The organism is Lysobacter rhizosphaerae, from assembly GCF_054779795.1.
On sequence record NZ_BAAGXO010000004.1, the window covers coordinates 315,823 to 341,253 of the forward strand.

Genomic DNA, 25,431 nt, shown 5'->3' on the forward strand with positions numbered 1-25,431 from the left:
TCCGGTGCGCGCCGCCGCCATTGGCTGGCGCCGCTGTTCGCGTTCGCGCGAACGCTGGGCGATAGCCCCTCAGGCGGCCTTGCGCTCGCGGGCGATCGCGCGCCAGCCGATGTCGTGACGATGGAACTCGCCATGCCAGGAGATGCCGGCGACGGCCTCATAGGCGAGGCGCTGCGCATCGGCCACGCTGTCGCCCAGCGCGCACACGCACAGCACCCGGCCACCGGACGTGACGACGTGCTCGCCTTCGGTCCTGGTGCCGGCGTGGAAGACCTGGGTGTCGTCGATCTCGGGGGCGTCGATGGTGTTGATGACATCGCCGGTGCGCGGCGTGCCCGGATAGTTCTCCGCGGCCATCACCACGCCGAGGCTCGGACGCGGATCCCACTGCGCCTGCACGCCGTGCAGGCGCGCGTCTATCGCGGCTTCGACGAGGTCGAGCAGGTCGCTCTGCAGGCGCAGCATCACCGGCTGGGTTTCCGGATCGCCGAAGCGCACGTTGAATTCGATCACCTTGGGTGCGCCCGACTTGTCGATCATCAGGCCGGCGTAGAGGAAGCCGGTGAACGGCACGCCGTCCTTGATCATGCCCTGCACGGTGGGCTCCACGATTTCGCGCATCACGCGCGCGTGCACCTCGGGCGTGACCACCGGCGCGGGTGAGTACGCACCCATGCCCCCGGTATTGGGGCCGGTGTCGCCATCGCCGACGCGCTTGTGGTCCTGCGAGGTGGCCATGGGCAACGCGGTCTTGCCGTCGACCATGGAGATGAAGCTGGCCTCCTCGCCGTCGAGGAATTCCTCGATCACCACGCGCGCGCCGGCGGCGCCGAAGGCGTACTCGCCGAGCATGTCGGTGATCGCGGCTTCGGCTTCGGCCAGGTTCATCGCCACGATCACGCCCTTGCCCGCGGCGAGGCCATCGGCCTTGATCACGATCGGCGCGCCCTTCTGGCGCACGTATTCGAGCGCTTCGTCGACGTGCGTGTGCACGGCGTAATGCGCGGTGGGAATGTTGTGGCGGGCGAGGAAATCCTTGGCGAAGGCCTTGCTGCCTTCCAGTTGCGCGGCCTGGGCGGTGGGGCCGAACACGCGCAGGCCCTCCGCACGGAAGCGGTCGACGACGCCGGCGACCAGCGGGCCTTCGGGACCGACGACGGTCACCGCGATGTCCTCGTTCCTTGCCAGCGCCAGCAGGCCGTCGATGTCAGTGGCATTGACGGCGACGTTGCGGCACTTGGTTTCCGTCGCGGTGCCGGCGTTGCCGGGGGCCACGACCACTTCGGTCACGCGCGCGGACTGCGCGAGCTTCCAGGCGAGGGCGTGTTCGCGACCGCCGGAACCGATGACGAGAACTTTCATGCGTGCCTGCTCCTTTGTTCTCTCACTCCCTCCCCCGCTGGCGGGGGAGGGTTGGGGTGGGGGAGGTAGGTGAGTCGGCCCCCATCCGCCCTTCGGGCACCTTCCCCCGCGTGCGGGGGAAGGAACACAACTCTAACGTTCATCCCAACGGGAAAGGCTTAACGCGACGGCCTTTCCCGCCGAGGAGTGAAGCAGCGACGCCTCGGAAAACTACAGCTTTGCTCAATGCCGGAAATGGCGGATTCCGGTAAACACCATCGCGATGCCGTGTTCATCGGCGGCCGCAATGACCTCGTTGTCGCGCATGGAACCGCCCGGCTGGATCACCGCCTTGATGCCCGCGGCCGCGGCGGCGTCGATGCCGTCGCGGAATGGGAAGAAGGCGTCGGACGCCATCACCGAGCCCGGGACTTCCAGGCCGGCTTCCTCGGCCTTGAGCGCGGCGATCTTCGCCGACACCACGCGGCTCATCTGGCCGGCGCCGACGCCGACGGTGCGCTGGTCCCTGACGTAGACGATGGCGTTGGATTTCACGAACTTGGCGACGCGCCAGGCGAACAGCAGATCGGCCATCTGCGCCTCGGTCGGCGCGAGCCTGGTGACCACCTTGAGTTCGTCGCGGCCGACTTCGCGGATGTCGGCGGTCTGCATCAGCAGGCCGGAGCCGACGCGCTTCACGTCCATGTTGTTGCGGCCGTCGCCGTGCGGGATGCGCAGGACGCGGACGTTGGCCTTCTTCTTCGCGTAGTCGAGTGCGCCCGGCTCGTAATCCGGCGCGATCAGTACCTCGACGAACTGGCGGTCGAGGATGGTCTTCGCGGTCGCCGCATCGAGCGGCTTGTTGAAGGCGATGATGCCGCCGAAGGCCGAGGTCGGATCGGTGGCGTAGGCGGCTTCGTAGGTATCGAGGCAGCCGTTGCCTTCGGCCACGCCGCAGGGATTGGCGTGCTTGACGATCACGCAGGCGGGCTTGTCGAACTGGCGCACGCATTCCCACGCGGCGTCGGCATCGGCGAGGTTGTTGTACGACAGCTCCTTGCCCTGCAGCTGGGTGAACGTCGCCAGCGTGCCCGGCACCGGCCACAGGTCGCGGTAGAACGCGCCGTGCTGGTGCGGATTCTCGCCGTAGCGCAGGTCCATCACCTTGACGAAGTTGCTGTTCTGCTGCGCCGGGAACAAGGCGCGCGAGCCGTCGTCGCTGATCGAGGAAAGGTAGTCGCTGATGCAGGCGTCGTACTGGGCGACGCGGTTGAAGGCGGCGACCGACAATGCGAAGCGCGTCTTCGCCGAGAGCGTGCCGTCGTTGGCATTCAATTCGTCGACGAGCCCGGCGTACTGCGCCGGATCGGTGGCGACGGCGACGCGGGCGAAGTTCTTCGCCGCCGAACGCAGCATTGCCGGCCCGCCGATGTCGATGTTCTCGACGATGTCGTCCATCGAACTGCCTGGATCGGCCGAGACCTTCTCGAACGGATACAGGTTGAGCACCAGCAGGTCGATCTTGCCGATGCCGTGCTGCGCCATCACCGCATCGTCGATGCCGGCGCGGCCAAGCAGGCCACCGTGCACGAGCGGGTGCAGGGTCTTGACCCGGCCGTCCATCATTTCCGGGAACCCGGTGAGGTCGCTGACGTCTTTCACGGCCAGGCCGGCCTCGCGGATCGCCTTGGCGGTGCCGCCGGTCGAGAGCAGTTCGACATTGCGTGCGGCCAGGGCCTTGGCGAGGTCGATCAGGCCGGTCTTGTCGGAAACGGACAGCAATGCCCGGCGCACGGGCAGACGATCGGTAGTCATGGGAGTGAGGCGGGGGGAAAGACCCGGAATTATACCGGCGGCCGCAGGATGGGCCGGAGGGCCTGTGTTTCCGGATAGTGCGGCCCGGATGGTGCGTCCTGGATGGTGCGTCCTGGATGGTGCGGCGCGGACAGTGCGTCCCTAAAGCCGCGCCTGCGCTGCCGCTTACTGCTCGAGTTACTGCTCGAGCCCGTATTCGCGCAGCTTCTTGCGCAGCGTCGCGCGATGGATGCCCAGCATCGAGGCGGCGCGGCTCTGGTTGCCTTCGCAGTGCGCGAGCACTTCGACGAACAACGGAATCTCGAGTTCGCGCAGGGCGATCTCGTACAGATTCTCGGTGCCACTGCCGTTGAGATCGCCGAGGTAACGGCGGATCGAAGTGGCGACGTGGTCGCGCAAGGGGGGGCGCGGTTTGGTGCGATTGTGATCGTTACGATCGGCAGCGGCGTTCAAGCAGTTCCCCCCGGAATCTTCCGCCGCACGTGTGCCCACACGGTGCCGACGGGACCGGGAGTCTAGCGCGGGGGTGTCGCAGGCAACAACAAGAAATGCGGGGGGGTCCGCAATTCGCGTTTTTGGCCTACATGAAGTCGAAAGTGAACGCCACGACCTGCCGGGGCGGCTCGATGACGTCGAGCTGGATGGTCGCGCTCTGGCCGGGTGCAATGTGACCGTCGTCACGCTTGCCCAGGTATTCGGCGGGGGTAAAAGCGCGCAGGCCGACCTGGCGGCCGTCCATGTCGGACAGCGTCAACAGGACCGTCGGCCACGGCTGTTCCCAGCGGGCGTCGTTGCGGAAGCTGGCGCTGACGTGCAGCACGCCGCGTGCGCCCGGCTTGGGCTGCACGCTGCGCTGGAGCATGGTGAATGCCGCCGGCTCGCGCCATGCCGGCACCTGGCAACGCAGTGCGCCGCAAACGCCGCTGATGAGCGGGCGCCAACGTGCGTTGGCGGCCAGTTCCTCGCGTTGCGCGAGCAGGATCTGCGCGAACAGCACGACGGCCAGTGCAATCACCGCCAGCCAGCTGCGCCAGTGCGTCGTGCGTACCGGTGCCGGCGCGTGGCGGCGCGCGAAGCTGGGCGCGTGGGAGCTGCGCTTGCGGCGCGGTGGCGCGACTTCCGCGGGCGGTGTGGGTGCGGCGCTGTTGTCTTCATCGTCGGTCGTTGCCATCGGTGCGATGGCGGCGTCGGCCGGTGGCACCGTTGCGCTGACCTGGGCTTCAGGCTTCGCCAGCGGCTTGGCCAGCTTGGGATCGATCGCGCTGCCGCAGCGCGGACAGCGCAGGCTGGCGCCCTTGGGCGCGGCGACGAGGAAGCTGCAATTCGGGCAGGCGACGAACATGGCCCTATTCAAGCACGCCGACGCGCGCGCGGTCAGCCGCGTCGACGCGTGCCGGTGACGCGCATCCAGTCTTCGAGCCGTTCGGCGCGCAGGTCCTCGAAGTCGGCGGCATAGCGCGCGATCACTTCGTCTTCCTGGCCGGCGAGGATGCCGGACATGGCGAGGCGGCCGCCGGGGGCGACGCGTGCGGTGAGCGTGTCGGCCAACGTGACCAGCGCGGAGGCGAGGATGTTGGCGACCACGATCGGATAGGCGGCGGCGGGTTCGTCGGCGGGCAGATGCACGCTGAGGCGATCGCCGACCTCGTTGCGCTCCGCATTGTCGTGGGTGGCGATCAGTGCCTGCGGGTCGTTGTCGACGCCGACCGCGTGCGCGGCGCCCAGCTTCAGCGCGGCGAGCGCGAGGATGCCGCTGCCGCAGCCGAAATCGAGCACGCGCCGGTCCTGCAGTGCGTTGTCGCTGGCGAGTTGATCCAGCCACTGCAGGCACAGCGCGGTGGTCGGATGGGTGCCGGAACCGAAGGCGAGGCCGGGATCGAGGCGCACGATCGCAGCATCGGCTGCCTGCGCGTCCGCGGGCAGCTCGCTGTTCCACGGCACGATCCAGGTGCGTGCGCCGAAACGCAGCGGCACGTACTGGTCCATCCATGCGCGCTCCCAGTCCTGGTCCTCGACCTTGCGGAAGCGCGCCTGGGTCCAGTCGAGTTCGCCGTCGAAGGCCTCCAGTGCCGCCAGCAGGATCAGGGCGTCGGTGTCGTCGGAAAACAGCGCGGTGAGCACCAGTTCGCCCCACAAGGGCTGCTCGCCGACGCCGGGCTCGAAGATCGCCTGTTCGTCGGGCGCATCGGCGTGCGCGTCGGCGAGCGTGACCGCGAGCGCGCCGACGTCTTCCAGCGCGCGTTCAAAGCGCGGTTGCTGGGCTTCGGTGCAGGGAAGGCTGAGTTCGAGGAAGGGCATGGGGGCGCGCCGCGTAAACCGGTGCGCATTATCCCTCACCAGGCGACGAGTCCCCGCCCTCGAGCCATGCACGCCGCTTCGCCAGTGCCGCATCGAGATCGAAAGCCGGTCGAAACGTACGGCAGGCGTCCGCCAGCGTGCGCTGTTGTTTGTTTTCCAGTGCCGTGGCCATGGCCTCACCAGCATGCTCGACGACGCAGCCGGCCTGTGCGAGCGCGGGACGCTCCAGCCACGGGCGCCAGTCGACGGCGCACTCCACTTCCAACTGCTCGCCCTGACGACGGAACCGGGCGCGCGAGGCGCTGGTGTCGGTCGCATCGAACAGGCCGCAGGTCGCGTGGATCTGGCGCAGCGGCGATCTTTGCGCGGCTACGGTGGCGGCCAGATGCGTGGCGAATTGTTCGGAGGCCTGCTCCAGCAGCGCCTCCAATTCCTCGGAAGCGGGATCCCGGCCGTCGAACAACTTCCTGTCGACGCTCAACCCGATGAAGACTTGCAGCTCCATGCGTGATCGTCTCCGTTTTGCGAGGGCTCACGTCCCTCACCCTGCGTCGCAGGCGGCGCGGTCCCTCGCTCCCGCAAGCGGGGCGAGGGATACGCCGCATCGCGACATGTCACGCCATCGAGATCGACTTTTCCTTCTGTTCCTTCAGCCGCTTCTCGAGGTAGTGGATGTTCTGTCCACCCTGCTGGAAGCCGGCGTCGGAGAGGATGCGCTGCTGCAGCGGGATATTCGTCTTGATGCCGTCGACGACCATCTCGCTCAGCGCCACGCGCATGCGCGCGATCGCGGTTTCGCGGTCGGGCCCGTGCACGATGAGCTTGCCGATCATCGAGTCGTAGTTCGGCGGCACGCGATAGCCCTCGTAGATGTGGCTGTCGACGCGCACGCCGGGACCGCCCGGTGCGTGGAAGTGCTGGATCAGGCCCGGGCACGGCATGAAGGTCTCGGGATCTTCCGCGTTGATGCGGCATTCGATCGCGTGGCCTTCGAGCACGATGTCGCTCTGCTTGAGCGTGAGCTTGTTGCCGGCGGCGATGCTGAGCTGCTCGCGCACGAGGTCGATGCCGGTGACCATCTCGGTGACCGGATGCTCGACCTGGATGCGGGTGTTCATCTCGATGAAATAGAAGCGGCCGTTCTCGTAGAGGAACTCGAACGTGCCGGCACCGCGGTAGCCGATGCGCTTGCACGCTTCGACGCAGACCTTGCCGATCTCCGCGCGCTGCTCCGGCGTGATGCCCGGCGCCGGTGCTTCCTCGACGACCTTCTGGTGGCGGCGTTGCATCGAGCAGTCGCGTTCACCCAGGTGGATGGCACCGCCCTGGCCGTCGGCGAGCACCTGGATCTCCACGTGGCGCGGGTTCTCCAGGAATTTCTCCATGTAGACCATGTCGTTGCCGAACGCGGCCTTGGCTTCGGTCTTGGTGGTCTGGATGGCGCTGTGCAGGTGCGCTTCGGTGTGGACCACGCGCATGCCGCGGCCACCACCACCACCGGCCGCCTTCACGATCACCGGGTAGCCGATTTCGCGCGCGATCTTGACGTTGGTCGCGGCGTCGTCGCCGAGCGGGCCGCCACTGCCGGGCACGCAGGGCACGCCGGCGGATTTCATCGCGCGGATCGCTTCGACCTTGTCGCCCATCAGGCGGATGGTGTCGGCCTTGGGGCCGATGAAGATGAAGCCGGACTGCTCGACGCGTTCGGCGAAGTCGGCGTTCTCGCTGAGGAAGCCGTAACCCGGGTGGATCGCCTGCGCGTCGGTGACTTCGGCGGCGGCGATGATCTGCGCCATGTTGAGGTAGCTGTCGGTGGACGGCGCGGGGCCGATGCACACCGACTCGTCGGCCATGGCGACATGCTTGAGGTTGCGGTCGACGGTGGAATGCACCGCGACCGTGCGGATGCCCAGCGCGTGGCACGCGCGCAGGATGCGCAGCGCGATCTCACCGCGGTTGGCGATTACGACTTTATCGAGCATGGGTGGTTCTCATGAATTCTGGAGTTCGTTCCGGTCCGTCGGCCTGCAGGCCGACGGACGTTCGCGGGCTCGCGGCTGGCGCCGCTCGAAACACCGCTCACCCAATGACAAAGAGGGGCTGGTCGAATTCGATCGGCTGACCGCTCTCCACCAGGACCTTGACCACGGTGCCGGCGACGTCGGCTTCGATCGGGTTGAACATCTTCATCGCTTCGATAATGCCCAGCGTCTCGCCGGCCTTGACTGCCTGGCCGACGGTGACGAAGGCCGGCTTGTCCGGCGCGGGCGACGCGTAGAAGGTGCCGACCATCGGCGCGCGCACGACGTGGCCCGGCGGCAGGTCGGCCGCGAGCTTGGGCGTGCCGCCGCTGGCGGCTTCGGTCGGACCCGCCATCGGCATCACCGGCGCGGGTGCGGCATGGGCCTGCATCATCGGCGCGGCCATCGTCATCGTGCCCCTGGGCGTGCGTGCCAGGCGGACGGACTCTTCGCCTTCCTTGATTTCGATTTCGGCGAGGTTCGACTCTTCCAGCAGGTCGATGAGCTTCTTGATCTTGCGCAGGTCCATGGTGGGCCTCTGTAACGACGATGAGTGGGAAATCGGAGCGACGCGCGCGTGCGGCGTCAGTGTTGGTCCAGCCGCGCCAGCGCGGCATCGAGCGCATAGCGGTAGCTGTCGGCGCCGAAGCCGGCGACGACGCCGACCGCGAGGTCGCTGAAATAACTGGTGTGGCGGAACGGTTCGCGCGCGTGCGGGTTGGACAGGTGCACTTCGATGAACGGAACCGCCACCGCTGCCAGCGCGTCGCGGATCGCCACACTGGTATGGGTGAAGGCGGCCGGATTGATCACGATGAAGCGGGTGCCGTCCGTGCGCGCGGCCTGGATGCGATCGACGAGCTCGTGCTCGGCGTTGCTCTGCAGGCTGTCGAAGTCGTAGCCGGCGGCGCGGGCACGGGACTCCAGGTCTCCGTCGATCTGGTCCAGCGTGGTGTGGCCATAAACCCCAGGCTCGCGGGTGCCGAGCAGGTTGAGGTTGGGGCCATGCAGGACCAACAGCTTTGCCATGGGAGGAGCGGGGTCCGCGAACCGAAGGCCGGGAGTGTGGCCCAAGGCGGTTCGGCTGTCCAGACGTTCGCTACCGTATCGGCGAAGTTGTAGGGAGTTAAGCAGTTGTTGGAGTGGTCACTCTAGAACGGTGCCGTCCGGGCGGCAGGCTACCGTGATTTTCGCCGCGCCGCCGCGCGCTGGGTCACAAACGCACGGGCTTTTGGCCGCCTGGCGTCGGCGCTCAGCGCGCCCACTCCTCGATTTCGCCTTCCCGGAAGGGGCCGATCTTCTGCTTCACGACCCGGCCCTGCGCGTCCAGCAACACCGAGTAGGGCAGGACGCCGCGGGGGTTGCCGAGGCGGACGCCGGCATCGCGCGGGCCGGGGGCATCGACCAGCAGCGGGTAACTCACCGGAATCCGCTGCAGGAAGGCCTCGACCGCGGCGGTGTCATCCAGGGCGATGCCGACCACTTGCGTGCCGTTCGCCATCTGGGACCGGGCATAACGGTCCAGCTCGGGCATTTCCCGGACACAGGGTCCGCACCAGCTGGCCCAGACGTTCACCAGCAGCGGCCGGCCGGCGTAGGCCTGCGGCAGGGTGACCGCTTCGCCGCCGAGGGTGGGCACGGTGAACGTGGGCACGATCGCACCACGTTCGGCGATCTTCAGGTCGGCAGGCGGCTTGGGCGCCGAAGCCGACAGCGCCCCCTGCAGCACCCGTTGGCCGAGTTCCGTGTGCAGCAACGGAGCGGAGCCGTGGCGCCACAGGCCGGCCGCGACCCCGAGGCCACCGGCGACCAGTGCGACCAGCAGCAGCTTCGCTGTCGACCCCAGCTTCATCGCGCGGCGTTGGTCAGTGCCGCGCGCACGCCGTCGCCGGTCAGCACCACCGGCAGCACCTGGCCTTCGCCGCCGTTGCGCGGAAACACCACGTACAGCGGCACGCCTACCGCCCGATAGCGCTGCAGGAAGGCGGTCAGGGCGGGGTCGACATCGGTCCAGTCGCCGACCATGTAGACCGCGTTGGCCGCTGACATCGCGTTACGGAAGCCGTCGCTGCGGAACACGGCGCGTTCGTTGGCCTTGCAGGTGACGCACCAGTCGGCGGTCATGTTGACGAAGACGACGCGGCCCGCGGCACGCAGGTCGGCGAGGCGCTGTTCGGAAAAGGGCACCGGGGTGATGCCTTCGCTGGGCGCGGCGAGCGTGGCGGTCGTGTCCGGACGCGGCATCGTGTGGATCACCCGCAACGGCCAGGCCAGGGCGACCGCCGCCAGCACCGCTGCCACCATGGCCCAGCGGTGGCCGGTCGCGCGCGCGCGCGTCCACGCCCAGGCGGCGAAGGCGAGCAGTACCGCGGCGAACAGCCACCAGCCGATCGCGTCGGCGCCACGCTGGCGGGTCAGCACCCAGGCGAGCCACGCCGCGGTGAGGTAGAGCGGGAAGGCGAGCGCCTGCTTGAAGGTTTCCATCCAGGCACCCGGGCGCGGCAACCGGTGCGCGAGCGCGGGCACGAAGCCGATCAACAGGAACGGCAACGCCAGGCCCAGGCCAAGCACCAGGAACACCAGCAACGCGATCAGCGGGGGCGCCGTGAAGGCCCAGGCCAGTGCGGCGCCCATGAACGGTGCGGTGCATGGCGTCGCCACGACCACCGCGAGAACGCCGGTGAAGAAGTCGCCGAGGGGGCCGGATTTGGTGGTCAGTGCGTGGCCCGCGCCGGTCCAGCGTCCGCCAACGTGCCAGACGCCCGACATGCTCAGGCCCAGTCCGAACATCAGCAGCGCCAGCAGCGCCACCACCAGCGGCTGTTGCAGCTGGAAACCCCAGCCCAGCGCCAGCCCCGCCTGCCGCAGCGCCAGTGCCAGGCCGCCGAGCAGGATGAAGCTGAGCACCACGCCAGCGGTGTACCAGAGCGCATGCCTGCGGGCGCGCGCCGGGTCCTCGCCGTTGCCGGCCAGCGACAACGCCTTCAACGACAGCACCGGCAGGACACACGGCATCAGGTTGAGGATGAGTCCACCGAGCAGGGCGAGCGCGAGCGCGGAGAACAGATTGAGATTGCCGCCGCGCGGGATTCCGGCGGGCATCGCGGTGGTGCTGGAACTTGCGGGTTGCGTCCCCGTCGCTGCGTCACCTGCCTGCGCAGTCGTTGCAGCCGACGCAGCGTTTGCAGGAGCAGCCCCGTTCGCGGCCGCCGCGGCCAGGGCGGCGTCGCCGGGATTGGCGACCGGCGTGATCGTGCCCGCTGGCACGTCGAGGGTCACCGACCGCGTCATGGGCGGATAGCAGATGCCGTCCGTCTGGCAGCCCTGGAAGGTGGTGGTCAGGGTCAGCTTCGCCGCATCGGTGCGCGTGCGCTGCAGCGGTAACGGCACGTCGACCTGGTCGAAGAAAACGATCACGTCGCCGAAGTGTTCGTCGTGATGCGCCGTGCCTTGCGGCCACTTCGGTCGCCCGGCGGCGATGCCGGCCTTCGCGGCCGCCGCATCGAACTTGAAGGTGGTCTTGTCGCGATAGAGGTAATAACCACGCGCTGGAGTGAAGCGCAGCAGCAGCGCATTGCCATCGCCGACGATGGCTTCAAAACGGAAGGCGTCTTCGGGAGGCAGTGGCGCGGCATCTACGGCGCCCGCGCCGGCGTTGCCCAGCAGACCACCGCTCAATGGCACGCCGGAACCGCGCGCCGCATTGCTGCCGAACGCCACGACCGGCTCGTCGGCCGCGGCCGCGGCGGGCAGCGCCACGGTGAGGGTGCGCGTCTGCGGCGGATAGCAGATGCCCGCGTCGGCGCAACCCTGGTAACGCACTTTCAGTGTGGTCGACGCGCCGTGCGCTTCACCCGGCAGGTTGACCGTGAGCGCATTGCGATAGGTTTCGACGCGGCCGAAGTATTCGTCCTGGTGCGGCTCGCCGGCCGGGATCAGCGGCGCCTGTGCAGTGAAACTGGCATCGCTCTGCACCCGGATCTGGTGGCGGTAGAGGTAGCAGCCCGGCGCGATCTTCCAGCGCAGCGCGATGCGATCGGCAGAGGTCGCCTGGGCTTCGAGCACGAAAGCCTGCTCGACCGGCAGCAGGTTGTTCTGGTCGTTGCACGACGGCGCTGCAGCCAAAGCCGGCGCGGCGCCGGTCCACAGCAGGGCGGTACACACCAGCAGCTGGCGGGCCAGTGCGAGGAAGGCGCGCGGCATGCGCGAGGTGGGGAAGCTCATTCGGGATCAGGCGCCCAGGGAGGGTGACAAGGTGGTTTCCGCACTCACCCAGTCGAGATAGGCGGGCAGGCCGGCGCAGGCTTCGACCGCGATGAGTTCCGGCAGTTCGTACGGATGCAGGGTGCGCAGCCGGGCGGTCAGGGCGTCCAGACGATCGGCGGTGGTCTTGATCAGCAGCAGCACTTCGTCGGCCTGCTCGACCTGGCCCTGCCAACGGTAGGTCGAATGCACGCCGGGCAGGCGGTTCACACACGCGGCCAGGCGTTCATCCACCAGGACGCGCGCGATCGCGTCGGCGCTGGCCGCATCAGGGCAGGTGCTATAGGCGAGCAGGACGGACATGGCGCGATTGTACTGGCCCGCCACAAACTCAAAGCTCCAGCACGGGTCGTGCCGCGCCCGCGGCTGATAATCGCGGGCTGCGGACTTCACCAGGCAGCGGCCCTAGCGCGCGCTGCCGATCTTGCGGCCGGTGCGCAGCGAGGCCAGTTGCTCGACCACTTCCACCAGGGGCGCGCGCGAACGGGTGGGAGCGTCGCGGAAAGCGAGGATCAGGCGCAGCTCGATCGGGTCCTCGATCAACAACGCATCGGCCGCGGCGACCGAATCCAGGGCGGTATCGCTGGACAGGCTCATCTTCCCGCGCCCGGTAGCGAGCCACTCGAACTGCACCCCGCAAGCCAGGGCCACCTCGCGCATGTGGGTGACCTTGGGGTGCTTGCTGTTGTTGGTTTCCCAATGGCTGACGGCGCTGCGCTGCACCCCGATCGCACTGGCGAGGGCGGCTTGGGACAGGCCGGCATGGCGCCGGGCCAATCGGATGCGCTGCTGGGGCGTCATTGCCTGCTCCGTTCCATGAACACGGGCCGATTGTTACCAAAAGTCACGTCGATATCAACAGACACCAGCCGGTGTTCACTATTGGTATCATGAACAGAAACAAAATATTTATCTATCAGTGCTTTAGACGAGTTTATAGGGCGTTGTGGATACCAATGTTCAACAAATGACTACGATTTCATACTGGACAAGGGGCAACCGCCGGCACAAATTGCCCCGGTCCGGCACGGATGCCGGCTCGACAAGACGTCAGGTAAGGAGATGCGGCGCCGGGACTGCGCCAGGGCGAGGACAGCCATCTCCAAACCGGAAAGAGCGCGAACCCCTGTCCGCGCTCTTTCTTTTTGGCCCTCTCCCTTAGGTCCGAACCTCCCCCGTTCGGACTTTTTTCTTTCCGGCGCTTGAAAGCCCGGCCCTGGGCCCCATCTGGTGGCAGTCCCGGCTCGCCGGGTCTTTCTACGCCGCGAATCTGGCAGTCGCCTGAAGTGACTGCTAAAACGCAGGCCATTTCCTTACCACTCAAGCATTTACGAGGGTTGCCATGAACATCAAGCCGCTGTTCGACCGCGTGGTCATCAAGCGCATGGAAGAAGAAAAGCTGTCCGCGGGCGGCATCGTGATCCCGGACTCCGCCACCGAGAAGCCGATCAAGGGCGAAGTCGTCGCCGTCGGCGACGGCAAGGTCTTCGACAACGGCAACGTCCGTGCCCCCAAGGTCAAGGTCGGCGACAAGGTCCTGTTCGGCAAGTACAGCGGCACCGAAGTGAAGCTCGACGGCACCGAATACCTGGTGGTGAAGGAAGACGACATCTTCGCGGTCATTGTCTGATCGCGCGTCGCTTCCAAATTTTCTTTTTTACTGAATTCTCTTTGAGGTAATCCGCAAATGGCTGCCAAGGAAATCCGTTTCGGCGAAGACGCCCGCGCAAAGATGCTGCGCGGCGTCAACGTGCTCGCCAATGCCGTCAAGGCAACGCTCGGCCCGAAGGGCCGCAATGTCGTGCTCGAGAAGAGCTACGGCGCCCCGACGATCACCAAGGACGGCGTGTCCGTCGCCAAGGAAATCGAACTGTCCGACAAGTTCGAGAACATGGGCGCGCAGATGGTCAAGGAAGTCGCTTCCAAGACCTCCGACAACGCCGGTGACGGCACCACCACCGCCACTGTGCTGGCGCAGGCGCTGATCCGCGAAGGCATGAAGGCGGTCGCCGCCGGCATGAACCCGATGGACCTCAAGCGCGGCATCGACAAGGCCGTGGTCGAAGCCGTGTCCGAACTGAAGAAGATCTCCAAGCCGTCTTCGACGAGCAAGGAAATCGCCCAGGTCGGCGCGATCTCGGCCAACTCCGACACCAACATCGGTGACCTCATCGCCCAGGCGATGGACAAGGTCGGCAAGGAAGGCGTGATCACCGTCGAAGACGGTTCGGGCCTGGAGAACGAGCTCGACGTCGTCGAGGGCATGCAGTTCGACCGCGGCTACCTGTCGCCGTACTTCATCAACAACCAGCAGTCGATGCAGGCCGAACTGGAAGATCCGTTCATCCTGCTGCACGACAAGAAGATCTCCAACGTGCGCGAGCTGCTGCCCGTGCTCGAAGGCGTCGCCAAGGCCGGCAAGCCGCTGCTGATCGTCGCCGAGGAAGTCGAAGGCGAAGCCCTCGCCACCCTCGTCGTCAACACCATCCGCGGCATCGTCAAGGTCTGCGCGGTGAAGGCCCCGGGCTTCGGCGACCGTCGCAAGGCGATGCTGGAAGACATGGCCGTCCTCACCGGCGGCACCGTGATCTCCGAGGAAGTCGGCCTGCAGCTCGAGAAGGCCACGATCAAGGACCTCGGCCGCGCGAAGAAGGTGCAGATCTCCAAGGAGAACACCACCATCATCGACGGCGCCGGCGAACACACCGCCATCGAAGCGCGCATCAAGCAGATCAAGGCGCAGATCGAAGAAACCTCTTCGGACTACGACCGCGAGAAGCTGCAGGAGCGCGTGGCCAAGCTGGCCGGCGGCGTCGCCGTCATCAAGGTCGGTGCGGCTACCGAAGTCGAGATGAAGGAAAAGAAGGCCCGCGTCGAAGACGCGCTGCACGCCACCCGCGCTGCCGTGGAAGAAGGCATCGTCCCGGGCGGCGGCGTCGCGCTGCTGCGCGCCAAGGCCGCGATCGCTGGTCTCAAGGGTGCCAACGAAGACCAGAGCCACGGCATCCAGATCGCCCTGCGCGCCATGGAAGCGCCGCTGCGCGAGATCGTGACCAACGCCGGTGACGAGCCGTCGGTCATCCTCAACAAGGTGATGGAAGGCAAGGGTGCCTACGGCTACAACGCCGCGACTGGCGAATACGTCGACATGATCGAAGCCGGCATCCTGGATCCGACCAAGGTCACCCGCACCGCGCTGCAGAACGCCGCGTCGATCGCCGGCCTGATGATCACGACCGAAGCGATGGTCGCCGAGCTGCCGAAGAAGGAAGAGCCGGCGATGCCGGGCGGCGGCGGCATGGGCGGCATGGGCGGCATGGATTTCTGATCGCGCCGCGATGAACGCGTAACACGGAAAAGCCCCGCAGCGATGCGGGGCTTTTCTTTTTCCTGTTGTCACTGGGCGTGTTGTCACTGGGTGATCAGATCCAGGCGCCCGTACAACCCGTGTTCCTCGTCATCCGGGCCGGAGGAGAAGAACAGCGTGTTGACCGGCTGGTGCAGCAGGCCGTTGCCGAAGGCGAGAGCCCACAGGCCATCGATCACGATCGGGTTGAAGTTCTTGTCGCGCAGCGGGCCCATCGGGAGGCCGAAGACCGGCTCGAAGGCATTGATGCGGCCATCGCCGAAGTTGCCGATCAGCAAGGCGTTGCTGAAGACCCCGAACTTTGCCGGTGCGAGTGCAACGCCCCACGGCGCATTGAGGACGCCACGGCTTGCGACGCGCCGGATCAGCGTGCCCTTGGGCGAGTACACGTCGACGTAGCCCAGGCCCGGCCCCGTCTCGTCTTCGAGCATCGACGGGTCCTGCTTGGCGTAGGTGACATAGATGTCGCCGCCGATGGCATGGATGCCGAACGGCGCGAATCCTTTCGGGATGTCAGGATCAACGAACGCACCCGCCGGCAGCTGCAGCGGCTTGAAGTTCTGGTCGAACACATCGACCTTCGCGTGGAAGAAATCCGATGCGTACAGTAGCTGCATGTTGCCGTTTGCACTGAGCGCCAGGCCCCGGTAGCTGGCGCCGCTGGCCGAGTTGTCGGCCATGCGGATGGCGTGGGTAAAGTCGACCGCGGGCGCCCATGCGGCGATGACGCCTTCTTCGGTGGCGAAGATGAAGCGGGCCGGCTGGTTGGGCGCGACCAGGAAGTTGCCGGATCCATTGAAGACGATGCCGGTCGGCGAGCCGCCGGTGGGATCGGTGGGAGTGGGAATCTGCACGACCAGAGCGTTGGCGTTGCCGTCGCCGTCATAGAGCGTGGACGTGTGGCCATCGGCATTCGCCACCCAGGCGAAGCCGAACGGGTTGAAGGCAACGCCCCAGGAATTCACCAGGTTCGGATCGGTGTGCTCGGCGGGGATGAATCCGTCGGACACCAGGTTGCGCTGTTCGAAGCGTAATCCTCCGTGTGCCTGGACCCCCTGGAATGCGGGGGCGGCCGCGAATGCGAACGCCAGGGCCAGGGTCGCGCAGGTGCGCGCGGTAAGCGACTTCATCTCGGTTCTCCTTGGGATAGTGCAGTTGCAACTGCGAGTGCGCAGCGCTGCGTGCGGCGGGCGCTGCGGCCAAGGGTGTATGCCGGCCACGCCGACGAAGGTTCATCCTCACGCCGCCTGAACATCGACGGCGTTCGGGGCGCCGACAATTGAACCGCAGCGTCCGCTCCGGGCATTCACCAAGCAGCGAGGACGAGAACGAATGGTGCGACGGCCGGGCACCGGCATCGATGCGCGAGACATGCAGGGTGCGGCGTCCGTGGACGAGGCCGCGCTGATGGAGAAGGTCGCAGCCGAGGATATGAAAGCGTTCGAATTGCTGTATGGCCTGTATCACCCGCGGCTTGCGCGATTCCTGTTGGGCATGACGCGGCGGCCGCCGCTGGTCGAGGAAATCCTCGACGACACCATGCTGGTGGTGTGGCGCAAGGCGCATACCTACAACCCGGATGCGAGGGTGTCGACATGGATTTTCGGGATCGCCTATCGGCAGGCGCTCAAGGCCTTGCGGCAGGTCGACGATGCCGTCGAATCCGGCGCGGACTCGGCGGGGCCGATGCCCGCCGAGCAGGAGCCGGAAAGCGAGCTGGCGCGGCATGAATTGCGCGTGCGACTGGATGCGGCCCTGCGAACCTTGTCGCCGGAGCAGCGTGCCGCGATCGAGCTGACGTACTACCTGGGCTACGCCTGCCGCGAAATCGCACAGATCATGGGTTGCCCGGTCGACACGGTGAAGACACGCATGTTCTACGCACGCCAGCGATTGAAAAACCTGTTGAGCGCGGACCGCGAGGAGGCCATGTGAGCGGCCGCGTGCTCCCGTTCGGCGGTTCGGCGCACCTCGAGGCGCAGCGCCTGCTGCCCTGGTGGGTCAACGGCACGCTCGAGGCAAGCGAGTTCGAACGCATGTCGCACCACCTCGACGAGTGCGCACAGTGCCGGCGCGAAGTAGAGGAACTGCAGCAGTTGCGCGAGACGTACGCGCAGGCCGCACCGGCGATGCCTGCGCCCTCCTTCGCCAGGCTGCGGCGTCGCGTGCAGGCGAGCGACAAGTCGCCTGCGCCGCTGCAGTGGCGGGACTGGCACCGTGCGTGGCCGCAGATGCCGTTGTGGCTGCGCGGCCTGGTGGTCGCCCAAGGGCTGGGCATCCTCGTGTTGGGAGGCACGCTGCTGATGAGCATGGTCCCGGATCCCGGCGTGCAACGCGACGGGCCCGCGGTGTACCACGCCCTTGGCGCGACCGATGCCCTACCGGTCGATGCGCAAAGCCGCCAGCTGGTCGTGGTGTTCGAACCGGCCATGAGCCAGGAGCGGATGCGCGCGTTACTGCGCGCGAACGGGGCACGCATCATCGACGGGCCCAACGAGGCGGGGGCTTACGTGCTTGCCATCCCGGCCGCGCGCGTCGCAAGCGCGCACGCCGCGCTGCGCGCCACCCAGGGCGTGGTGCTGGTCGAGCCGCTCGATGCCGCGGCCGGACGCTGACCATGCGCGCGCTTCTGCTCCTCTTGTTGACGGCGTGCCTGTCGATGGTGGGCAGCGCGATGGCACAGGTACAGCCGGATCCTGGGCGCGCGGCCATCGACAGCGGCGCCAAGGATGAAGCCGTCCTCGACCGGCAACTGCTGGTGATGTTGCGCGCACCGCCGCCGCACTTCCGTCCCGACAATGCCTACGGCAACGGCTACCAGTCCGCGCCCGGACACGCGGCGCGCAAGCGCATCGTCGCCACGCTTGCCCGCGAGCATGGCCTGCAGTTGTCGGACGAATGGCCGATGCCGGCGCTGGGGCTGGATTGCTTCGTGCTCGAAGCGCCCAACGCCGACGAGCGCGCGCGCGCCATCCCGAGTCTGGCCGCCGATCCGCGCGTGGAGTCGGTCGAGCCGATGCAGCGCTTCCGGATGCTGGGCGCCGGTGATCCCCTGGCGATGGCCCAGCCTGCGGTTGCGCGCTGGCACCTGGATGAACTGCATGCGCTGGCGACCGGTCACGGCATCACCATTGCGGCCGTCGACAGCGGTGTCGACACCGCGCATCCCGATCTGCGCGGACGGGTGGCGCTGGCGCGCAACTTCGTTGACGGCAGTGCGTATCGCGCCGAGAGCCATGGCACCGAGGTGGCGGGGATCATCGCGGCGCGCACCGATGACCGCATCGGGATCGAAGGCGTCGCGCCGGATGCGCGATTGCTGGCATTGCGGGCGTGCTGGCAACCGACGGCGACCGACACCGCGCTATGCAGCACCTTCACCCTCGCCAAGGCACTGCAGTTCGCAGTGGATGCGAAGACGCAGGTGCTCAACCTCAGCCTGACCGGTCCACCGGATCGGCTGCTCGCGCGCCTGCTGGATGTCGCGCTCGCGCAGGGCGTGGCGATCGTCGGGGCCGTCGATGCGAAAGCCGTGGATGGTGGCTTCCCGGCCATCCATCCGGGTGTGCTCGCCATCGCCGCCATCAACGAGGGCGCGCGCGTGCCCGGGGTCCTGCTGGCACCCGGCCAGGGCATTCCTGCGCCGGTGCCCGGCGGCCACTGGCGCTTGGTGTCGGGGACGTCGTATGCGGCGGCGCAGGTCAGTGGCCTAGTGGCCCTGTTGCGCGAACTCTCGCCCGGACTCGCCCCTGCGCAGCTGCGCCACGCATTGACCACCGATGCGGTAGGGTTGGCGCCGAGGCGGCCCCAGTCGATCGACGCGTGCGCCGCGGTCGCGCACGTCAGCCAGCGTTGCGTCTGCGACTGCGCCGCAGCGCAGACAGCGAGGTCGATGCCGCGCCGGTGAGAGCATCCCGTGCGAGTCGTGGTTGCACTTGGCGCCCTGTTGGCTGCTGCCGGCGCCCATGCCCAGGTTTCGGGCACCGTCACCTTGACGTCGGACTACCGCTGGCGTGGCATTTCGCTGAGCGATGAAGGGCCGGCACTGCAACTGGGTCTCGCCTACGACACGGCGGGGGGCTGGTATGCAGGAGCCATGCTCTCGAGCGTGCGACGCCCGTTCGGCACCGAGGCGGATCTGCAGGCGATTGCATACGCCGGCTATGCGCGGCGCATGCGCGGCAATCTGAGTTGGGACGCGGGCGCCGAGTACGTGGCGTTGGTGGGGGAGCCGGACTACAACTATCCGGAGTTCCATGTCGGCCTCGCCTCGCAGCGACTGGGTGCGCGGCTCTCGTACGCGCCGCGCTATCCCGACCGGGATGTTCCTGCGGTCTATTTCGAGCTCAACGGCAACCAGCCGATGGGCAGGCGCCTGCGGCTGCTGGGACACCTGGGATGGCAGCGCCGCGGCGAAGATGGAACCGGCGATGACGGGGGCGACACACGCGTCGACGCCCAGGTCGGGCTGGGCATCGCGCTCGAACCGTTCGATCTGCGGATAGCCTGGAGCCAGGTCAATGGCCGCGACGAACGTGCGCGCCAGTACCCGGCCGGGGGCAACGACGACAGCGGCTGGATCGTGACGCTGTCGCGCGCGTGGTGACCCTGACAGCCGTGGAAGCCATCCACCTCCATGGCTTGGCGTGCCCCAAGCCCCCGGAAAAGCAGCCTCGGCGGGCGGCTTTCTGAACTCCCAAGTATCGTTTTGCACTGCAGCGTGCATTGGGAATAACGCTTCCTTCACGATCGGCTCGCATCCCGACGTGGGGGAGGGAGCAAGGCCCGCTACCGGTTCCGACCGATAGCGGGCTTTTTTATGGGCGCTTCCTTGAGCCGGCCCGATGCTGCAGTGCAGCGGGCGCCGGGCTGCACCGGCTGTCTAGACTGGCCAAAGCGTGATGGGCCGCACGCTTCCCCAGGGGCAATCAAGGATTACTACTCATGAGACAGCTCTCTCGTGCCATTTGCGTGGCACTCGGTGGTGTGGTGTTTGCGTCGTCCGCGCACGCGGCGACTTATGTGGTCCAGGCAAAGAACCTCGCGTTCGATACGCAGCTCGCGCGCAAGATCGAAGCCGCGGGCGGCACGATCACCGCGCGACTGCCGCAGATCGGCGTCGTCTTCGTCGAATCGACGGACGGTGCCTTCAAGGCGCGCGCAGCGAAAGTGCAGGGTGTGCGTTCGGTGGTGCAGGACATCGTGCTGCAGTACGACATTCCCGAAGCGACTTCGGTCGTCGAGGCGGACTTCGCCAATCCGCCCGCGTCAGGCGATAACGACACACGATTCAATCTGCAGTGGGGCAGTGCGGCCGTCGACGTCGCAGGGGCCTGGAATGCCGGCTATCGCGGCGCCGGCGCGACGGTAGCCGTGCTCGATTCGGGCATCGCGTGCCTGCATCCGGATATCGCCGCCAACCTGCTGATGTCGGAATCGACCTCGTTCGTAGCGGGGGAGGGCGTCTGCCTGACCCATGTCAACGCGTTCAACCATGGCTCGCACACCGCCGGCACCATCGCATCGCCGGACAATGGCATCGGCACGATAGGTGTTGCGCCGGAAGCCAAGATCCTGGCGGTCAAGGTGCTGTCGGAAGTCTCGGGCAGCGGCAGCTTCGAGGGGATCATCAACGGCATCGTCTATGCCGCCGACCACGGTGCCGATGTCATCAACATGAGCCTGGGCGTGCGTGGCGGACTCCAGGTCAATGGCCCGGGCGCCAACGACACGGCGGAACTGGTCAATGCCACCAAGCGCGCGGTGGCCTATGCGCGCTCGCAGAACGCGATCACGATTGTCTCCGCCGGTAACGACGGACGCGATCTCGACCACGATTCGGGCGTGCAGATCTGCGATGGCGCCGACTGCTACCGCGCCAACCTGCGTGCGTTCCCGGCACAGCTGCCCAACGTGGTCAGCGTCGCGGCAACGTCGCCGATGGGCTGGGCGACCACTGGCGGCAGCAACCTCGACCTTCCCGCCAGCTACACCAACTACGGGCAGTCGGGAATCACGGTAGCCGCGCCAGGCGGCGACTTCGCCTATGCGGGCAACGAGAACTGCCTTGTCGCCGGCATCGTCCGTCCGTGCTGGGTGTTCGACGGCGTGTTTGCGGTGGGTGGCTACGCCCAGAATCCGGGCGGTCCGTTGCTGGCGTCCTACAGCTGGTCGTCGGGTACCAGCATGGCGGCGCCGCACGTCTCGGGCGTTGCCGCGTTGATCATCGGCAAGCACGGTGGCGAGCTGGCTCCGTCGGAGGTCGAGCGCATCCTGCGCGCGTCGTCCGACGACCTGGGCAAGCCGGGTAACGACGACTTCTACGGTGCCGGACGCGTCAACGCTGCCAAAGCCGTGCAGTTCTGAGTTTCCGCTAATGCGTCAGACCATGCGGCCGCCTCCGGGCGGCCGCATTTTTTCGCGCATGCCAGAATTGCGCGGATGAAGGACGCAACCCGTGATGCCATCGCCGAACGCGCGCTGCAGCGCCTGCGCAACCTGCCCGGGTGCGCCGAGGCCCTGGCCGATCCGCAGGCCTGCGATCGCCTGCGCCGCGTCGCGCTGGCCAGCGACTTCGCGGTCGAGACGATGCTGCGCCAGCCCGAACTGCTGCCCCGGTTGCTGGCCGACATGCCGGCACCGGCGCCGCCGGAGCTGACCGCGGAGAACCGGGCCGACTGGCCCGCGCTGCTGCGGCGTTACCGCGCGGCGGAATCGGCACGGCTGGTGTGGCGCGATGTCCTGGGCATGGATGCGGTGGGCGACACGCTCGCGGGTGCCACGGCCCTGGCGGAAACCTGCCTGCAACGCGCGCTGGGCGCGATCGAGCAGGATTTCGCCCAGCGCCATGGCGTGATCCGCGACCGCCAGGGCCAGCCGCAGCGGCTGGTGGTGTACGGGCTGGGCAAGCTCGGCGGTGGCGAACTGAACTTCAGTTCCGACATCGATCTCGTCTATGCCTACGAGTGCGACGGTGAGTCCGACGGCGCCCGCGCGCTGGCGGCCGAAACCTATTACGCGCGCATCGGCCAGCAACTGGCGAAGCTGCTCGATGAAGCCACCGCCGACGGTTTCAGTCACCGCGTCGACCTGCGCCTGCGCCCGTATGGCAACGTCGGCCGCGTCGCGTGGTCGTTCGCGGCGATGGAGCAGTACTTCCAGCACGAAGGTCGCGACTGGGAGCGCTACGCATGGCAGAAGGCGCGCCCGGTCGCCGGCGACCTCGCGGCGGGCGAACGTTTCCTCGAAACCTTGCGGCCGTTCGTGTATCGGCGTTACCTCGACTATGGCGCGCTCGACGGACTGCGTTCGATGAAGGCGGCGATCAGCGCCGAAGTCGCCCGCCGCGAGCTGGCCGACGACATCAAGCGCGGTCCTGGCGGCATCCGCGAAATCGAATTCCTGGCGCAGGCGTTGCAGCTGATCCGCGGCGGGCGCGAGCCGCACCTGCGCGAGCGCCGCCTGTTGCCGGCGCTGCAGGCCCTGGTCGATGCCGGCCACGTCAGCGCGGACACCGGCATCGCACTGGCGGATGCCTATCGATTCCTGCGACGCATCGAGAACCGCCTGCAGATGCTTGCCGACGCGCAGACGCACGCGCTGCCGGATCGCGATGAGGATCGGCGGCGCATCGCCATTGCACTGGGCTACACCGGCTGGGACGCCTTGCGGGCCGAGCTCGATGCGCATCGTGCGCGCGTCACCGCCGAGTTCGACGCACTGCTCGCGCCCCGGCACAAGGCGCTGACCCCCGGCGCGCTGGCGTCGTACTGGCATGCGCTGCCCGATGCAGGAGATGCCGACGAGCTGCGCGCTGCCGGTTTCGCGGAAGCCGAGCAGGCCGACGGTCTGCTGCGTGATCTCGCCCGCAGTCCGGGCGTGAAAGGGCTGTCGGATTCTGCGCGCGCGCGCCTCGATCGCGTGCTGCCGGCGTTGCTGCAGGGGGCGGCGGGTTCGCAGCACCCGATGCTGGCGCTGCGCCGGCTCCTGGCCCTGCTGCAGAACATCCTACGCCGCAGTGCCTACCTGGCACTGCTCGACGAACAACCCGCGGCGCTGCAGCGGCTGGTCGACGTCGTGTCCCGCAGTGCCCTGCTGGCCGAACGTCTCGCCGCGTATCCACTCCTGCTGGATGAACTGCTGGATGCGCGTGTCGGCGGCAGCCTGCCCGGTCGCGAGGCCCTGCTCGAAGCGTGCGCCGCCGTCGCCGGCGACGACACCGAAGAGGTGTTGCAGGAACTCAACGAGCTGCGGCAGGCGCTGAGCTTCCGCATCGCGATGGCCGTGCGCGACCACCGCCAGCCCGCTGCAGCGAGCGCGCAGCAGCTGGCCTGGCTCGCCGACGGCGTGGTCGCGCGTGTGCTGGCGCTGGCGTGGCAGGAAGTCGGCAGCGCGCACGGCGTCATCGCCGATGCGCGGTTCGTCGTGCTCGGCTACGGCAGCCTTGGCGGCGAGGAGCTCGGCTTCGGCTCCGATCTCGACCTGGTCTTCCTGTACGACGCGCCGCCCGACGCGCACTCGGATGGCGCGCGGCCCCTGGACGCGACGCGCTGGTTCGCACGGCTGGCGCAGAAGATCGTGGCGCTGCTGGGCGCGGTCACTGCCGCGGGACGGCTGTTCGAGGTCGACGTGCGCCTGCGTCCCGACGGCGCCAAGGGCCTGCTGGTGTCATCGCTCGCCAGCTTCGGCGACTACCAGCGCGAGCGCGCGTGGACCTGGGAACACCAGGCGCTGGTGCGCGCGCGCTTCGTCGCCGGCGACCCGGTCCTGCATGCCGACTTCGAGCGCGTGCGCGCGGAAACGCTGGCGCATGCACGCGATCCCGCGCAGGTGCGCGAGGATGTGGTCGCGATGCGCCGGCGCATGCGCGCGGAGCTGGATCGCAGCGATGCGGCCGTGTTCGATCTCAAGCAGGGCGAGGGCGGGCTGGTCGACCTGGAGTTCGTGCTGCAGGCGCTGGTGCTGGTGCATGCGCAATCGCGGCGCGAGCTGCTCGCGCCACGCAACACCCCCGGACTGGTGGATGCGATGCACGCGGCCGGCCTGTTCGACGCCGCGACCACCGCCGCGCTGTTGGAGGCGCACGCTACCTTGCTGTCGCGTGGACTGGAGTGCACGCTGGATCGCCGTGCGCGGCGCCTGCCACTCGATGCCGGGCTCGAAGCCGCGCGCGTGGCCGTGCGTACCGCCGCGCGGGCCAACGGCCTCGCTTTCGAATAGCGCCAAAGCCGTGCGTTTGCGGGCTACAGGCCCAGGCGGGTACGGACTTCCGCCGCGACGCGTGCGGTCTCGCGCAGCGGGGTCACCGCAAAGGGAACCAACGACTCGTCCAGCGCGCGGATGCGGCCGCGTGCGATCAGGCTGTCGACGAAGCGGCGCGGCCGCCCGCTGATCGCGTCGTGGCCGGACACGAACACCGGTGCGTTGGTCGCGGCCGCTTCCGACAGCATGTTCACCGAGTCGGCGGTGCAGACGATGCGGTCCGCCCAGCCCAGCAGCCCTGCGTACGGATTGGGGCCGTCGCCTGCGTCGCACCACGTGACGCCGAGTGCCCCCAGCTTTTCCCGCAGCAGCACCTGTGCCGGCGCGGGCGTGCGGCGCGACGCGGTTGCCAGCACGCTGCCGCCTTCGCGTGCAACGTGCGCCGCCAGTGCGTCGAGCCCATGCGCAAGCGCCTCGAGGTCGACGCTGCCATGCGCGCTCGTCCCGCCGAGCAGCACCGCCGTGCGCGGTTGCGGCAACTGCGCGAACGCGGCGAATTGCTGCCGCGAAGCCGCCAGCCACAGGTCGTCGACCGGATGCAGGCTGCCGAGCAGGGTGATGACGTTGTCGCCGCCAAGGCCATCGTGTTCGGGGGCGATGACCACGTCCCAATGCCGCGGATCGATGCGCGGATCGAGGATCTGCACCGCGCGTGTGCCGCGCTCGCGCAACAGCCGCGTCGCCAGGGCGGCCTGGCGACCGCAGCCGATGGCGAGGTGCGGCGGGGCCGCCAGTGCGTGCGCGAAGGCAGCGCCGAAGGCGTTGCGCGCCGCCGGCAGCCGCCGCGGCGACAGCCAGCGCCAGGGTGCGCGTGCCTGCAGCGTCCACTCTCGCGCCGATGCCGTGCCCAACGCCGCGACCAGGGCCTGCGCCTGCCGCACGTTGCCGGCATGGCCATCGCTGAGCGTCCAGGCATCGGGGCGTTGTTGCATCGGGGAATAGGTCCGTTCCGGCGTCGCCGCCTGTGGTTTCACGCGCCAGACTCTACACTTCCCCGCCTTGGCCGCGACGGCCACGCACCCCTGCGCCCGCTGTATCCGTATTCCTGTGTCCTGGAGATCGATT

At 67.9% G+C, this 25,431-nt stretch carries 23 protein-coding genes; 8 read left to right on the forward strand and 15 right to left on the reverse strand.

Features of this window, described 5'->3' with window-relative positions:
- Positions 1 to 69: 69 nt before the first annotated feature.
- The 13 genes from purD to ACYVGE_RS08660 form a co-directional block, all read right to left on the reverse strand.
- Positions 70 to 1,362: a phosphoribosylamine--glycine ligase gene (gene purD, locus ACYVGE_RS08600; protein ID WP_460728974.1), complete on the reverse strand. Its 1,293-nt coding sequence runs from the start codon at positions 1,360 to 1,362 to the stop codon at positions 70 to 72.
- 222 nt (positions 1,363 to 1,584) lie between these two features.
- Positions 1,585 to 3,156 (reverse strand): bifunctional phosphoribosylaminoimidazolecarboxamide formyltransferase/IMP cyclohydrolase, encoded by a 1,572-nt coding sequence (gene purH, locus ACYVGE_RS08605; protein ID WP_460728976.1) that lies wholly within the window; start codon positions 3,154 to 3,156, stop codon positions 1,585 to 1,587.
- A gap of 177 nt (positions 3,157 to 3,333) precedes the next feature.
- Positions 3,334 to 3,609: a DNA-binding transcriptional regulator Fis gene (gene fis / locus ACYVGE_RS08610; protein ID WP_310055715.1), complete on the reverse strand. Its 276-nt coding sequence runs from the start codon at positions 3,607 to 3,609 to the stop codon at positions 3,334 to 3,336.
- A gap of 127 nt (positions 3,610 to 3,736) precedes the next feature.
- Positions 3,737 to 4,498 carry a zinc-ribbon and DUF3426 domain-containing protein gene (locus tag ACYVGE_RS08615; protein WP_460728979.1) on the reverse strand — a complete coding sequence of 254 codons (762 nt, stop codon included), beginning with the start codon at positions 4,496 to 4,498 and terminating at the stop codon, positions 3,737 to 3,739.
- A 32-nt stretch (positions 4,499 to 4,530) separates the two neighbouring features.
- Complete coding sequence (gene prmA / locus ACYVGE_RS08620) at positions 4,531 to 5,454, reverse strand: 50S ribosomal protein L11 methyltransferase (protein ID WP_460728981.1); 924 nt, start codon at positions 5,452 to 5,454, stop codon at positions 4,531 to 4,533.
- Between the two features lie 28 nt (positions 5,455 to 5,482).
- A complete protein-coding gene (locus ACYVGE_RS08625) occupies positions 5,483 to 5,959 on the reverse strand; it encodes a hypothetical protein (protein ID WP_460728983.1) in 477 nt (158 codons plus the stop codon).
- A 109-nt stretch (positions 5,960 to 6,068) separates the two neighbouring features.
- A complete protein-coding gene (gene accC / locus ACYVGE_RS08630; protein ID WP_310055725.1) occupies positions 6,069 to 7,436 on the reverse strand; it encodes an acetyl-CoA carboxylase biotin carboxylase subunit in 1,368 nt (455 codons plus the stop codon).
- A gap of 97 nt (positions 7,437 to 7,533) precedes the next feature.
- Positions 7,534 to 8,004, reverse strand: a complete 471-nt coding sequence (gene accB, locus ACYVGE_RS08635; protein ID WP_460728984.1) for an acetyl-CoA carboxylase biotin carboxyl carrier protein — start codon at positions 8,002 to 8,004, stop codon at positions 7,534 to 7,536.
- Between the two features lie 56 nt (positions 8,005 to 8,060).
- On the reverse strand, positions 8,061 to 8,504 hold the full coding sequence (gene aroQ / locus ACYVGE_RS08640) for a type II 3-dehydroquinate dehydratase (RefSeq protein WP_310055730.1): 444 nt from the start codon (positions 8,502 to 8,504) through the stop codon (positions 8,061 to 8,063).
- Positions 8,505 to 8,727: 223 nt separating this feature from the next.
- Positions 8,728 to 9,327: a TlpA family protein disulfide reductase gene (locus ACYVGE_RS08645; RefSeq protein WP_460728986.1), complete on the reverse strand. Its 600-nt coding sequence runs from the start codon at positions 9,325 to 9,327 to the stop codon at positions 8,728 to 8,730.
- The gene (locus ACYVGE_RS08650) at positions 9,324 to 11,699 is read right to left on the reverse strand and encodes a protein-disulfide reductase DsbD family protein (protein WP_460728988.1); all 2,376 of its coding nucleotides are present in this window, start codon (positions 11,697 to 11,699) and stop codon (positions 9,324 to 9,326) included. The genes ACYVGE_RS08645 and ACYVGE_RS08650 overlap by 4 nt, the downstream gene beginning before the upstream one ends.
- A 6-nt stretch (positions 11,700 to 11,705) precedes the next feature.
- Positions 11,706 to 12,041 carry a divalent-cation tolerance protein CutA gene (cutA, locus tag ACYVGE_RS08655; RefSeq protein ID WP_460728990.1) on the reverse strand — a complete coding sequence of 112 codons (336 nt, stop codon included), beginning with the start codon at positions 12,039 to 12,041 and terminating at the stop codon, positions 11,706 to 11,708.
- Positions 12,042 to 12,143: 102 nt separating this feature from the next.
- Entirely contained in the window at positions 12,144 to 12,539 is a 396-nt protein-coding gene (locus tag ACYVGE_RS08660; protein WP_457096882.1) for a helix-turn-helix transcriptional regulator, read from the reverse strand.
- A gap of 541 nt (positions 12,540 to 13,080) precedes the next feature.
- Between ACYVGE_RS08660 and groES the strand changes: the two genes are divergently transcribed.
- Both groES and groL read left to right on the forward strand, forming a co-directional pair.
- Positions 13,081 to 13,368 (forward strand): co-chaperone GroES, encoded by a 288-nt coding sequence (gene groES, locus ACYVGE_RS08665; RefSeq protein WP_187713004.1) that lies wholly within the window; start codon positions 13,081 to 13,083, stop codon positions 13,366 to 13,368.
- A 57-nt stretch (positions 13,369 to 13,425) separates the two neighbouring features.
- Entirely contained in the window at positions 13,426 to 15,066 is a 1,641-nt protein-coding gene (groL, locus tag ACYVGE_RS08670; RefSeq protein WP_457096883.1) for a chaperonin GroEL, read from the forward strand.
- An 83-nt stretch (positions 15,067 to 15,149) separates the two neighbouring features.
- Here the strand turns inward: groL and ACYVGE_RS08675 are convergent, their stop codons facing one another.
- Positions 15,150 to 16,235: a TIGR03118 family protein gene (locus ACYVGE_RS08675; protein ID WP_460728993.1), complete on the reverse strand. Its 1,086-nt coding sequence runs from the start codon at positions 16,233 to 16,235 to the stop codon at positions 15,150 to 15,152.
- 202 nt (positions 16,236 to 16,437) lie between these two features.
- Here ACYVGE_RS08675 and ACYVGE_RS08680 point away from each other — a divergent pair, with 202 nt between their 5' ends.
- The 6 genes from ACYVGE_RS08680 (at position 16,438) to glnE (ending at position 24,324) form a co-directional block, all read left to right on the forward strand.
- Entirely contained in the window at positions 16,438 to 17,040 is a 603-nt protein-coding gene (locus ACYVGE_RS08680; RefSeq protein ID WP_460728995.1) for an RNA polymerase sigma factor, read from the forward strand.
- Complete coding sequence (locus tag ACYVGE_RS08685; protein WP_460728997.1) at positions 17,037 to 17,720, forward strand: S8 family serine peptidase; 684 nt, start codon at positions 17,037 to 17,039, stop codon at positions 17,718 to 17,720. The genes ACYVGE_RS08680 and ACYVGE_RS08685 overlap by 4 nt, the downstream gene beginning before the upstream one ends.
- Before the next feature lie 2 nt (positions 17,721 to 17,722).
- A complete protein-coding gene (locus tag ACYVGE_RS08690; protein ID WP_460728999.1) occupies positions 17,723 to 19,012 on the forward strand; it encodes a S8 family peptidase in 1,290 nt (429 codons plus the stop codon).
- Positions 19,013 to 19,021: 9 nt separating this feature from the next.
- Positions 19,022 to 19,711 (forward strand): TorF family putative porin, encoded by a 690-nt coding sequence (locus tag ACYVGE_RS08695; RefSeq protein WP_460729001.1) that lies wholly within the window; start codon positions 19,022 to 19,024, stop codon positions 19,709 to 19,711.
- 338 nt (positions 19,712 to 20,049) lie between these two features.
- Positions 20,050 to 21,471, forward strand: a complete 1,422-nt coding sequence (locus tag ACYVGE_RS08700; protein WP_460729003.1) for a S8 family serine peptidase — start codon at positions 20,050 to 20,052, stop codon at positions 21,469 to 21,471.
- A 75-nt stretch (positions 21,472 to 21,546) separates the two neighbouring features.
- Positions 21,547 to 24,324 (forward strand): bifunctional [glutamate--ammonia ligase]-adenylyl-L-tyrosine phosphorylase/[glutamate--ammonia-ligase] adenylyltransferase, encoded by a 2,778-nt coding sequence (gene glnE, locus ACYVGE_RS08705; RefSeq protein WP_460729005.1) that lies wholly within the window; start codon positions 21,547 to 21,549, stop codon positions 24,322 to 24,324.
- A 23-nt stretch (positions 24,325 to 24,347) separates the two neighbouring features.
- On the opposite strand, the gene ACYVGE_RS08710 is transcribed toward glnE, so the two are convergent.
- Entirely contained in the window at positions 24,348 to 25,298 is a 951-nt protein-coding gene (locus ACYVGE_RS08710) for a mitochondrial fission ELM1 family protein (RefSeq protein ID WP_460729007.1), read from the reverse strand.
- Between the last annotated feature and the right edge of the window lie 133 nt (positions 25,299 to 25,431).